11 protein-coding genes and 1 tRNA gene are annotated in these 12,351 nt (G+C 47.0%); 8 read left to right on the top strand and 4 right to left on the bottom strand.

Annotated features, from left to right (window positions below):
- The first annotated feature begins 239 nt into the window (after nucleotides 1-239).
- The 8 genes from QZ323_RS13560 (at nucleotide 240) to QZ323_RS13595 (ending at nucleotide 5,253) form a co-directional block, all read left to right on the top strand.
- Nucleotides 240-827, top strand: coding sequence for a TIGR00730 family Rossman fold protein (locus tag QZ323_RS13560; RefSeq protein WP_294635241.1), 588 nt, complete (start codon nucleotides 240-242; stop codon nucleotides 825-827).
- A complete protein-coding gene (locus tag QZ323_RS13565; RefSeq protein WP_294635242.1) occupies nucleotides 824-1,552 on the top strand; it encodes a DUF4271 domain-containing protein in 729 nt (242 codons plus the stop codon). Before QZ323_RS13560 ends, QZ323_RS13565 begins: the two co-directional genes overlap by 4 nt.
- A 4-nt stretch (nucleotides 1,553-1,556) precedes the next feature.
- Entirely contained in the window at nucleotides 1,557-2,309 is a 753-nt protein-coding gene (locus QZ323_RS13570; protein WP_294635243.1) for a uroporphyrinogen-III synthase, read from the top strand.
- A gap of 113 nt (nucleotides 2,310-2,422) precedes the next feature.
- The gene (rnpA, locus tag QZ323_RS13575) at nucleotides 2,423-2,803 is read left to right on the top strand and encodes a ribonuclease P protein component (protein WP_294635244.1); all 381 of its coding nucleotides are present in this window, start codon (nucleotides 2,423-2,425) and stop codon (nucleotides 2,801-2,803) included.
- Nucleotides 2,800-3,021, top strand: a complete 222-nt coding sequence (gene yidD, locus QZ323_RS13580; RefSeq protein ID WP_294635245.1) for a membrane protein insertion efficiency factor YidD — start codon at nucleotides 2,800-2,802, stop codon at nucleotides 3,019-3,021. Before rnpA ends, yidD begins: the two co-directional genes overlap by 4 nt.
- Nucleotides 3,018-3,677, top strand: coding sequence for a TatD family hydrolase (locus QZ323_RS13585; protein ID WP_294635246.1), 660 nt, complete (start codon nucleotides 3,018-3,020; stop codon nucleotides 3,675-3,677). Before yidD ends, QZ323_RS13585 begins: the two co-directional genes overlap by 4 nt.
- 88 nt (nucleotides 3,678-3,765) lie before the next feature.
- Nucleotides 3,766-5,058: a tyrosine--tRNA ligase gene (gene tyrS, locus QZ323_RS13590; protein WP_294635247.1), complete on the top strand. Its 1,293-nt coding sequence runs from the start codon at nucleotides 3,766-3,768 to the stop codon at nucleotides 5,056-5,058.
- Between the two features lie 124 nt (nucleotides 5,059-5,182).
- Nucleotides 5,183-5,253, top strand: a tRNA-Gln gene (locus QZ323_RS13595).
- A 130-nt stretch (nucleotides 5,254-5,383) separates the two neighbouring features.
- Here the strand turns inward: QZ323_RS13595 and QZ323_RS13600 are convergent.
- The 4 genes from QZ323_RS13600 to QZ323_RS13615 all read right to left on the bottom strand — a co-directional run.
- The gene (locus QZ323_RS13600; RefSeq protein WP_294635248.1) at nucleotides 5,384-8,650 is read right to left on the bottom strand and encodes a fimbrillin family protein; all 3,267 of its coding nucleotides are present in this window, start codon (nucleotides 8,648-8,650) and stop codon (nucleotides 5,384-5,386) included.
- A gap of 137 nt (nucleotides 8,651-8,787) precedes the next feature.
- The gene (locus tag QZ323_RS13605) at nucleotides 8,788-10,089 is read right to left on the bottom strand and encodes a fimbrillin family protein (RefSeq protein WP_294635249.1); all 1,302 of its coding nucleotides are present in this window, start codon (nucleotides 10,087-10,089) and stop codon (nucleotides 8,788-8,790) included.
- 61 nt (nucleotides 10,090-10,150) lie between these two features.
- Nucleotides 10,151-11,101 carry a DUF5119 domain-containing protein gene (locus QZ323_RS13610; RefSeq protein ID WP_294635250.1) on the bottom strand — a complete coding sequence of 317 codons (951 nt, stop codon included), beginning with the start codon at nucleotides 11,099-11,101 and terminating at the stop codon, nucleotides 10,151-10,153.
- A partial coding sequence (locus tag QZ323_RS13615; protein WP_294635251.1) for a DUF3575 domain-containing protein occupies nucleotides 11,098-12,351 on the bottom strand: 1,254 nt, incomplete at its 5' end. The genes QZ323_RS13615 and QZ323_RS13610, both read right to left, overlap by 4 nt.

The raw sequence follows: 12,351 nt of genomic DNA on the forward strand, positions 1-12,351 counted from the left end.
GAACTTTAGCCACTCCAAAATTTCCGGATACATATTTTAATTCCGCCAACGGATAAGAATATTCCTGCCTAATATGAAGAATATTCCTGTTTTATATAAAAAATATTCTTGTCTTATATGCAGAATATTCCTGCCTTTCCTCTAAAGAAAAAATCATTTCTTTATCTTGCCAATGTAGAAAACTCGATTTTTCTATATAATTTTGTAGCCATTACGAATGTAAAAGTATGACATTCCCCATGAATAAGATAATCTCCGTCTGCGTATACTGTGCCTCAAGCACCAAGATCGACTCCGTCTATTTCGACGCCGCCCGCCAGCTGGGCACCCTGCTTGCCGAACGGCATATCCGCCTGATAAATGGAGCAGGAGGCATCGGCCTGATGGGTGCCACCGCCGACGCCGTGCTGGCAGCAGGCGGTCAGGTGACCGGCGTCATTCCCCGCTTCATGGTGGAGCAGGGCTGGCACCACGGCGGACTGACGGAACTGATCGAAGTGGACGACATGCACAGCCGCAAACAGAAGATGGCCCGCCTGAGCGATGCCGTCATCGCCCTACCGGGAGGATGCGGCACACTGGAGGAACTGCTGGAAATCATCACCTGGAAACAGCTGGGACTCTACCTCAACCCCATCGTCATACTGAACGTGAACGGATACTTCACCCCCCTGCTCGACATGTTGCATCGCGCCATGGACGAAAACTTCATGCGGCAGCAACACGGCGCCATCTGGTCCGTGGCGCAGACCCCGCAGGAAGCCATCCGCCAGATATACCACACCCCCCTTTGGGACAGTTCCGTACGTAAATTCGCCGCCATATGAGCACGCTCCTGATGATATGGACCGCCGGATTCGAAGGAATCCCCATCCCCTATTCCCCCCGGCAGGACGACGGGATCACCCTGCTCCTGCTGTGCTGCTTCTTCGTGTCCGCCTACGTGCTCGCGCGCAGCCGGAAGTTCCTGGCGCAGCTTGTCAAAAACTTCATGCTCAACCGCGAACGGACCAGCATCTTCGACACCACCACAGCCGCTGATATGCGCTACATGCTGCTGCTCGTCTTGCAGGCATGCGTGTTGACGGCCGTTTGCGCGTTCAACTATTTCATAGACACCCGCCCCGAACTGGGCGAATGTATTTCCCCTTACATTTTGCTCGGAATCTACCTGGTGGCATGCCTTTCCTATCTCTTCCTGAAATGGCTGGTTTATACCTTTCTGGGTTGGATATTTTTTGACTCCGTACGCACCGCTCTCTGGATGGAATCCTACTCCACGCTGCTTTATTATCTTGGATTTACGCTCTTTCCGTTCGCTTTGTTCCTCGTTTATTTCGATTTAAGTCTCTTGGCAAGTGTGATAATAGGTTTATTTCTGGCGATTTTTACTAAAATATTGATATTTTATAAGTGGGTAAAGCTTTTTTGCGGCAATTTATATGGCGTTTCGCTTTTAATTATGTACTTTTGTGCCCTTGAAATAGTGCCTTGTTGTCTCTTATACCAAGGGATATTGCAACTAAATGATTATTTGATAGTAAAATTTTAGGACGTTGAAAGTAAAAAAAGTACTAGTGTCGCAGCCGAAACCGGCATCAGAGAAATCTCCTTACTACGACATCGCAGAGAAGTACGGCGTAAAAATTGATTTTCGCCCGTTTATTAAGGTGGAAAGTGTATCTGCCAGGGAGTTCAGACAACAGAAGATTTCTATTTTGGATTATACCGCAGTGATCTTCACATCGCGTCATGCCATCGATCACTTTTTCCATTTGTGTACAGAATTGCGTGTGACCATACCGGAAACAATGAAATATTTCTGTGTGACAGAAGCCATCGCTCTCTATATACAGAAATACGTGCAATATCGTAAGCGTAAAATATTCTTTGGAAGCACCGGGAAGTTTGAAGACCTGTTGCCCTCCATCACCAAGCATAAGACTGAGAAGTATCTGGTCCCGATGTCCGACGTGCACACCGATGACATCAAGAACCTTCTGGACAAGAGCAAGGTGCAGCATGTGGAAGCTGTCATGTATCGCACCGTAAGCAACGACTTCACCTCCGAGGAAGAGTTCGACTACGACATGCTGATATTCTTTAGCCCGGCAGGAATCACTTCCCTGAAGAAGAACTTCCCCGATTTCCAGCAGAAGGATATCCAGATCGGAGCATTCGGAGCCACCACCGCACAGGCTGTGCGTGATGCCGGATTGCGTCTCGACCTGGAAGCGCCCACCGCACAGGCACCGTCTATGACGGCAGCGCTGGACATGTTTATCAAGGAAAATAATAAAGGAAAGTAGTATTTTTTTTAGTTACAAGTTACAAGTTACGAGTCATTTGTCACTCGTAACTTGTAACTTGTAACTTGTAATTCGTAGCCTGTCACTCGTCACTCGTAACTCGTAACTTTCTCATGAACACACTGAGTAAGTCCGAAAGACTGGACAAGAAGAAAATCATCGAGAAAATGTTTGCCGGTGGTTCCCGCTCATTTTCCGTTTTCCCCCTGCGCGTGGTGTACCTGCCGGTAGAGGGGTTGGAGACTTCTGCGTCCGTCTTGATCAGTGTATCGAAGCGTCACTTCAAGCGTGCGGTGAAGCGCAACCGCGTGAAGCGCCAGATACGTGAGGCATACCGGAAAAACAAACATGAACTGTTGCAAGTGCTGCAAGACAAAGAGCAGCAACTGGCTGTGGCCTTCATCTACCTTTCCGACCGGCTGGTCGCATCAGAAGAGATAGAAGAACGGATGAAGACGGCCTTGGCACGCATCAAAGAGCGGATTGCCGTATGAAAAAACTACTTGCCCGCCTGCTGCTGTTTCCCATCTATTTCTATCAGAAGTGCATCTCGCCCCTCACTCCGCCCTCATGCCGTTTCACCCCGACCTGTTCGCAATACGCTGTAGAGGCGATAAAGAAACACGGACCCTTCAGAGGACTCTATCTGGCTGTCAGACGCTTACTGCGCTGCCACCCCTGGGGAGGCTCCGGCTATGACCCCGTGCCATGACGATTCCTACCGATATACATACACATCGGCAGCCGCACGTAGCCGGCGAAGCCATTGTAAACTGTTTTCCCGAGACGTTCGACCCGCAGGCAGAAGGCTGGTACTCTGTGGGGATACATCCGTGGCACGCAGCCGTCTTCTCTTCTTCTCTATCTCCTCTTCCTTCGGCTCTCCCCTTCTCAGAGTTTGAACAAATGTTACACCATCCGCGCGTGTTGGCAGTAGGTGAAGCGGGTCTCGACAAACTGGCGGCGGCGCCTTTGTCATTACAGGTCACCATTTTTGAGTCTCAGGCACTCCTGGCAGAAGAGTCGGGCAAACCACTCATCATCCACCTGGTGAAAGCCGTGGACGAACTTCTGAAACTGAAACGCCGTTTGCGTCCGGCCGTACCTTGGATCATCCACGGTTTTCGCGGGAAAGCAGCTTTGGCAGAAGAGTATCTCCGGCATGGGTTCCACCTCTCCTTCGGCGAACACTATCAGGAAGCAGCCCTGCGCATGGTATCCCCTGAACGGTTATTTTTGGAGACAGACGAAGCCACCACACCCATCAGCCTGCTTTATGAACGGGCAGCGGAAGTGCGCGGCGTCTCTTCGGAAAAACTTGAGGAAACCATCCGTCGCAACGTAAGCGAAATCTTTTTTAAGCGATAAGAGTTGTATGTTCAGATAAAGAGTTGTACTTTTGCAAGGATAAGGATAAAGTATATCAAATAGTTAAATAGTTAATCATAATCATTCGATGAATTTTGTAGAAGAATTGAGATGGCGTGGCATGCTCCACGATATGATGCCCGGTACGGAAGAACTTCTGGCCAAGGAGCAAGTGACTGCATACATCGGTTTCGACCCTACGGCGGACTCATTGCACATTGGACACCTTTGCAGCGTAATGATACTGCGTCATTTCCAACGTTGTGGACACAAGCCGATGGCACTGATCGGTGGTGCTACGGGTATGATTGGCGACCCTTCTGGCAAGTCGGCAGAGCGTAATCTGCTTACGGAAGAGACTCTGCAACGCAACATGGCTGGCATGAAGAAGCAGTTGAGCAAGTTCCTGGATTTCGAATCCGATGCTCCCAACCGTGCAGAACTGGTGAACAACTACGACTGGATGAAGAACTTCACCTTCCTTGATTTTGCCCGCGAAGTAGGCAAGCATATCACCGTGAACTATATGATGGCGAAGGATTCCGTAAAGAAGCGCCTGAATGGTGAGGCTCGCGACGGTCTGTCGTTTACAGAGTTTACCTATCAGCTGCTGCAAGGCTACGACTTCCTGCACCTGTACGAGACGAAAGGTTGCAAACTGCAAATGGGTGGTTCCGACCAGTGGGGAAACATCACCACAGGTGCCGAACTGGTTCGTCGTACCAATGGCGGCGAAGTATTCGCGCTGACCTGTCCGCTGATTACGAAAGCCGATGGTGGCAAATTCGGAAAGACCGAATCTGGCAATATCTGGCTCGATCCCCGCTATACCTCTCCATATAAGTTCTATCAGTTCTGGCTGAACGTGAGCGATGCCGATGCGGCCCGATACATCAAGATATTCACCGCACTGTCGAGAGAAGAAATCGAAGCGCTCACGGCAGAGCATGAGGCTGCGCCGCACCTGCGTATCCTTCAGAAGCGTCTGGCCAAGGAAGTGACCATCATGGTTCACTCCGAGGAGGACTACAATGCAGCAGTGGATGCATCTAACATCTTGTTTGGCAATGCCACTTCCGATGCTCTGAAGAAGTTGGACGAAGATACGTTGTTGTCTGTATTCGAAGGGGTTCCCCAGTTTGAAGTATCCAAAGAGGCTATTGCCGGCGGTGTGAAGGCTGTAGACCTGTTCACTGAACAGGCGGCTATCTTTGCTTCCAAGGGCGAGATGCGTAAGTTGGTGCAGGGTGGTGGCGTTTCTCTTAACAAAGAGAAGCTGTCTGCTTTCGACCAGATGATCACCTCTGCCGATCTTTTGGACGAAAAATACCTGCTTGTGCAGCGTGGAAAGAAGAATTATTATCTGATTATTGCTAAATGAACCACTGATTATTGCCAAATGACCCACTAATTAGTGGCAGATACGAAAAAAAGCCCCGAAATATTTGGATATTTCGGGGCTTACTTTTATCTTTGCACCGCTTTTTAACAGAAAGCCTCATGTTTGGACTATGGTGTAATGGTAGCACAACAGGTTTTGGTTCTGTTTGTCCAAGTTCGAATCTTGGTAGTCCAACCTTTTTTATATTTAAATTAAACAACAAGAGAAAGTCCCTGAAGTGAATTCACTTCAGGGACTTTCTTTTTGTGTTTGGGTAGTAGCTTTCTACTGGAATGTTTCACGGGTCGGTTCGCTTCCCCCTGTTTCACTCTCTCGTTTGCCCATCGCGGATGGGTCGGACAGTGAAACCGTATGCATTGTTGGTTCCCTCGATAGGGGCAGTGCAATTGGGGAAAAAAGCAGTCGATCTTTTATCTATCGAGAATATCAAGCAACTGGAGGAGGCTTCGTTGCTTTTATGAAATCCGGATGTTGCTATATATGTTATTGAGGAGAAGGCTGGGAATGTGCCATACTCTACTCCTTTTTTAGGTATTCCCATATTACGCACTCCAGTAGCGGGGAAATAGAAAGTATGGTTGTTAATACTAACTGTCCATCCTTTGAATGGCTGGGATACTTCTATTGCATTTGGTTTGCCTACTGTGTTGTTTTTTTTACTCTCTGCAAATTCGCTCAACTCTACACTATCAAACAAGTCTGAAAAGGCTTTGATAGGCGGGATTTTAAATCCTGCTGGTGAGGGATCATATATTGTCTTGACAACATATTTATCATTGGGCGCTTTTTTGTAATCCGGGTTATTCTTCTTTTTATAGTCGAAGTAGTCGGCATTTCCACTTTCAGTCAACTGCGTGTTCCAATAGTTCATAATGGTTTTTAACCGATAAGGGGCATTTGTTCCATCGTGCCAATGACGTCGTTTATAGATGTCGCTGGCAGTTCCCTCTAACCGCTGATGCATGAAGAAAGAAGCTGGTGACTGGATGCTTTTTCCGATACTTATGCCGCTTTCTTCCGAAGTGAAACGAATTTCTTCGGTCGAATAGAACATCTTATTCACCATGTCAAGTTCTGACGAGGGGGGCATGCCGTTTGCAGGTAGACCATTTTCATAAGTATCTTCATTGTGAATGCCCGGTAACATCGCGTCCTTGCGTCCCCATTGATAATAAGTATTGTCGCCTGCTACGGATGCTGCAATCTTGGGTTGGGTGAACTTAATGATGCCTTTGCTTTTTGCTTCTGAGGTTTTCTTTGCTGCTCCTTCAACCGTGATTTGTTCGTTGAGTATGACTCCATCCTCACCTGCCAGTTTGTTATCAACCACAAAACGTATGAGTATTTCTCTTTCGTCATCTTCTCCATGTGGCTCGCAATAACCGAGGTTGCAAGGGGCTATGATAAACGGGCGGTCATATTCATTCTGACTATTCATTTGTATGCAAGACGAGATGTCCCACTTGCGGTGGGTGACCCATATATGCCAGCTCCATAAAATTTCTTTTTGGTCATTGCGTACGGCAATCACGGCATTGCCTTGGTTGATGGTTTCTTTGGGTACGCGGAAAGATATTTTGTTATTGCTGCTGTTGTATGTTACATCTGTAACAAGATCCGGACTGTCTTGCCATAATAGTATGGCATCGGCTGCGTTTGCAATAAGTCCTTGTGAGATGGGCAGGTTGTCGTGTCCTACAAATTTTGTGAGTATGAAACCGCGAGTACTTTCCGGAATATCGTCTATGTTGCCGTCATATTGGTAAGACGACGTACTGTTGTTAGGATAAGTATTTCCATAGTAAGCCGGAAATTCATAATAGCCGTGGTCGTTCACAATATAGCAGTTGGCGCTTTCTTGTGCCACTTCATTATTGGCAACCAAGTCGTATGGGGCAGTTTTCGACCCTTTTCCTTCATCGGTAATTGTAGCATTCAGTTTCTGGCCTTCTATAGACTGTTGTTTTCCACGCAGGAAATCCTGCATATAGGTAAATTGTTTTTGGGCAGGTAGAAGTATACTTCCGTTTACGTGTGAGGTCAGGTCGGTGTTGTCTGCCATGTTTTGAGGAGTGGTTTCCGGTCGCCATCCCGTTTGAGAACCGGCTGAGGGTGATTCCCAGGTTTGTCCTCCATCAACCGACCACTCAATCTTAAAATCGAGTTTCTTAATCTGCTCTTTCGCCTCCTCTGTTTCTGCACCGGCTTGCACCACACGGGTGTAGGCGGCAATGCTTACATTGTTCAGCAGGCCGCTGACCGGAAGGTATGCCAGTTTTTCTTCGGCCGACATAGGTGTGTATAGTGCATTTTCGTTAAGGGTTATAACGTCTATACCTTTCTGTCCGCCGTTGGGATACATTGTGTTTTCCCGATTGACTTTTAAATCAATGACCGGTGATATCACTATTCCGGTGGAATTGATAGAGTAGGTGTATTGTTTTCCTACTGACCATTTTCCGTCTTTTGTGAAATCTTTTAATCGGGCAGCAAGCGAACGTTTTATATTTGTAAACTCGTCTGTGAATGATATTGTGAGTGTGGCACTTTCTGTGAGTTCCTGCGGAATCATCATGAATGTAAATCCGTCTTTGTCTTTATTCAGCACGGTGCCGGCATCGGTCATGAGTTCATCTTCTTTCTTGTTCAGTGCCGTTGAGTTGTTTATGCTGAATGTGCGTGTGGCTTCGTCTGTTGTTTCCCAGTTTTCCGCTCCTATTCGGTAAGTGCCGCTTCCGTGCACTCCGGATATTGTTATGTCGGTGACTGTTCCGGCAAGCATTTTCTTGCCGGTTTTTATGGTAACGGCAGTCAGTGAGTGTCTGAACTTCAAGTTTATGGTTCCGTTCGATACATCATCTCCAGTTCCGTTTCCACTGCAAGTTGCGGTGGCATACATCAGGTCGGTCTGCTTGGTTACTTCCGTAGGCACTGTGTAAGTCAGTGTGGGAACACCTGTGGCATTGGCTGCCGAATGGATGATGGAGGGAGTATCGTTTTCCGCATCGTCTTCGGTAGAAGTCTGAACAGTGGCAGAGTAAGGAGAGTAGGCGAAGAACTTGATGTTGCCCGAACCTGTCCAGTGCAGAGTCTTCGTTGGTTTCCATGTTCCTTGCGTATGGCTTACCTCTATGTTATGGGCAAAGTTGGTAGTCCACTTGTTTTCCTCTTCTTTTTCGGGCCAGTTGCCGGTATAGCATATCGCAGAAAGTCCGAAACTATGGTTTTTGAATGTTTCTCCGGTTGTTGTCGTGCCACGGGTCATTACATGGTGGGCGGCCGTGTCTACGGCAGCTTCTGCAATTTCGGTAACTAAATACAAGGGTTTTTCTCCGTCGCACTGTGTTATCTTCCGAATGCTTATGGCTTTATCGGTAGCCTTGGTGACTGCCGAGCCATTGGTCCAACTGCCCGGCACCGCAACGTCGAATGTAAGTATGCCCGAAGTTGCCTGCTGGCCGTATTTATCGAAAGTGTCGTCTGTGCAGGACGATGCGGTATAAGCTGCAACGGCCATAAACAGAAAAACCATACGTTCAAAGGATGAACGAAACATACGAGAATGTCGCATAATCACGATTTTTTTTAGGTATAAAACCGGAAGAAACGGCAATAAGCTCATCAGCCTGTTGTCTGTCTTCCGGTTTATTGTATTATTTCCTTTTTCTGCCGGAGAAACGGCAGAAACACTCAGTAGATATGTTATAATTATTTCATGCCCATATTACCATCGGTCCATTCTTTCCACGACTCAACTTCTACAGTAAATCGAATAGGCTGGTCGAGTACAGGGTCGCCAACTGTTTTCTGCTTACCATCGGCACCGGGTATTGTAGGAATCGTTTTTATATATTTTTTATTTTCACCCAATGCCTTCCAAATGTTGTCAACATCAGTCTGTGGAGGATATATACCGGCACCACTTGTGGGACCGCAGAACTCAAGTGTATATATATATTTCTTTCCAGGTTCCCATGTGGTATTAATGGGAATACAGGAGAAGCCGTACTCTTCGTTATCATAATTGCCTGTATAAGGGAACAACTGGTGCGTATGAGTATTATTGCCTTCCAGCACACCGCCGGTCGTTTTTGTGCCTGAGGAGTGTGTACTTCCCTGATGTTCTGCTGTTACGCGACAGAGGAAGAGGATGTAGGCACCTTTAGCTTTGTTTTCTTCCTTGTCAGTATTCAAATCCCATTTGGAGAGTTCCTGCGGCACGAGCATCAGGTTATTGCCATTGGCCGGTACGCCATCTTTTTCCGCCTGAGTTTCAGCCAACACGTTATGAGCGTTGTGTCCCTCCAAATTTACTTGCGTATTGAACACACTCCCATAATAACATTTGGTTCCTTTCTGTTCCCACTGCATATAATGTTGCGCTTCGAGCTCTTCCTTTTTTACAAAAGAAAGAGCTCCGGTAGGCAGTACATTGACAATCCACGCGCCTTTTATGGTAACTGCCTTCGTTTCATCCTCACCATTGTTGTCTTTATGTACTTCACCTCTTTTTGCCTTGACGATAATCTGTGAAAGGGCATGATTGAACGTTAAATTGACATTTGTACCCTTCGAACGTGATGCTGATTCGTAGGCCACAATTAAGTCCTTCTGTTCAGATGGTATTGAGTCGGGAGTAAAGTTTATGACTTTAGTGGTTTGATTCATATTGATGTTTATGTCTTTCGGGGAAACTGCCCAGAAATCAATCTGTGCAATATCCGACGGCCAATATATGGGGTCATCAATCTTAAAATAATTTTGTCCGCCGGCCGTTTGTTTTTTTGCAACCTGCCCGTCAATAAGCATAGTTCCTTCATAACCAACTGACTGCGCCCATACCTTGAATTCTTTAAGGCTTGTGGTCGTTTCTACCGCTGCGCGAGTCACAGCAGTGTTAAAAGTAATTTCGGTTCCTCTGTTAACTTGTTCTATCTCATCGTTTGAACAAGAAGCGGCGAAGAGGGTCGAACCAAGTCCCAATGCCAATGCTTTGTAATTAACGTTCATTTTTTGATAGATTTTTAAGTATTAATATTTGTTTTTTAGTGATTCCTTACTATTAGTCCTATCAGAGCATGTCCAAGTCGTTATTAACCACATCGTCCCAATCCGGCACGGACGGCGTCATGCCTGTTCCATCAGGAGCAGGTAACTCTATACCCTCAATGATAATGGTGATATAGTGCGGATCGGGAGTCTCGTGCAACTGGTCTGTCACATCGTATTCGTAATACTTCATCTTTGAGGTATATACCGTCAGGATGTGTCGCCGTTCCGACTTCATTACCGGACAATGACCGAAAACCGTCACCTCCCCTTTTAGCGTGGTATCGTCGATTACAGAAAGTCCTATCGGTATGGTGACATCACGCCCCACAGCCACGTCTGCCGACGGGGAATAGCTTTCGGCCATAGCGGTAAGGGCTACACTCACGCCAATGCCCGTATTGGCATTCTTGGCATTTTTCAGGATAATAGTGTATGTCGCTGTGGCTTCTTTGGGTGTAAACCTTAACGGTTGTGGTGTTTCGAGAGGAACTATCGATATGTTTTCGACACTTCCGGTCCACATTTTATCGGGAGTCTGTTTCACCGGATCGTTTTCAGTACCATCAGGACGCGGTGGCGGCACATTGGTGATGTTACGCTCCATCGGAGCAAGCAACGACTCGTTGGCGGTGGTCACTACGAAGTTGGCATAAGTAGTTCCCTCTTCCTTAAGCGTCTCGGTATCGCCGTTGAAAGTGACGGCGTCAAATTCGCCTGACGGTACACGTATCTTCGCTCCATTCTTCACATTGGTAATCTCATAACGTCGCGGCATACCGCCTTCGCGGGGAAAGAGATAAACCACCATTGTGCGCGGAGTGGCATCGGGCGCCATGCTCCAATCAAATTCCACCTTGAGGTCGGTCCAATGGGAATGGTCGTAACACAAATCGCGATGCTCGCAAGAGAGCGGCAAGAATATGGCAACTGCCATCAGTATACGGATTATCAGATGTGAACGTAATTTCATTTCCTTCCTCCTTTCCTTGCGTTATGGTTGCCTTTGCCAATGAGCCATTGTAATCCTATTTCCACACGTGTGGGACCGAAACGTTTCAACTTGTGGGTGGACAGCCATACATCATGTTCGTCGATGGGATGATGTTTCTTATATTTTCCCCATGCATAGCCCACACCTGCCGTAAAGTCGAAGTTAAGCCGATGCGCAACGGGGAGCGAATAGCCGTAACTGATGCCTGCGGCATAATTATATTTATTACCGATTACTCCGGTGCGGTTTCCAAACTGGAAATCGTAGGTTGCCATTGAGGCATATACCCCCAGGTGATGTCCGGCAAAAGGAGATACAGAGGCGCGGGGGGTGTTTCCTAAGCGGGTACGCAATTCCAGATCTCCACCGTAAACACGCCAATAGCGGTGGCGCAACTTATTGTTCCACCAAGCGTGCATCCAGCCGGTATAGAGAGTTATTCCTTTTCCCAAATGTATGCCTACGCCGATATTGGGCACCAAAGCAGCATCATAAAGCAGATTGGTGCCGACGAACATCTTGAGAGAACGTTTGTCGAAACCGGCATATTCTTCTATTGGTAAAGAAAGGGGCGTTTCAGTATCCGAACTGCTCTCTGCACCGGAATTGTTCTCTACATCATCAGATGTTATCCCGCTGTCGGACGAATTATCGGAGAAAAGCATTTTCTCATCGTCAGTATCAATGGTATTGACAGATGCATCTTGTCCCAAAGCATATCTGATATCTATTCGGGCGCTTCGCCCGAAACTCCAGCGGGAAGCAGCAAGCTTGTGTGCAATGCCGGATGTATAACGAATGTCTACAGAGTCGCACAATGAGGTATTAAGTACTGTCTGTCCCAATATCCAAGCGCGCTTGAGAGCCAGCCGTTCGTTAAAAAACTGATTTCCCTCAGGAGAAGCCGAACCATGAATGCCAATGGAAATCACACGATAATCTGCAAGCGAATCAATAAATTCACGTATGGCATCCAAACTATACTTGTTATGTGAAAAGCCGGGAATAATGGCCGAAGAGGATTTCGGAAAATAGACTGTGCGGCTAAACAGACTATCGGCCGATTCTGGAACACCCTCTGATACAACTGTGGAAGCGTGTACATACCCGAATGATGCCGACAAAGGTATTAATATAAACAAAACTTTCCATGTCATTTCTGAAAGAATAACAAGAACTTTTTCTAAATAAACATACAGTTTATCATCTTTTGCTTGATGTCTATAGCT

Source organism: uncultured Bacteroides sp. (assembly GCF_910585845.1).
In the GTDB taxonomy this organism is placed as follows: Bacteria; Bacteroidota; Bacteroidia; order Bacteroidales; family Bacteroidaceae; genus Bacteroides.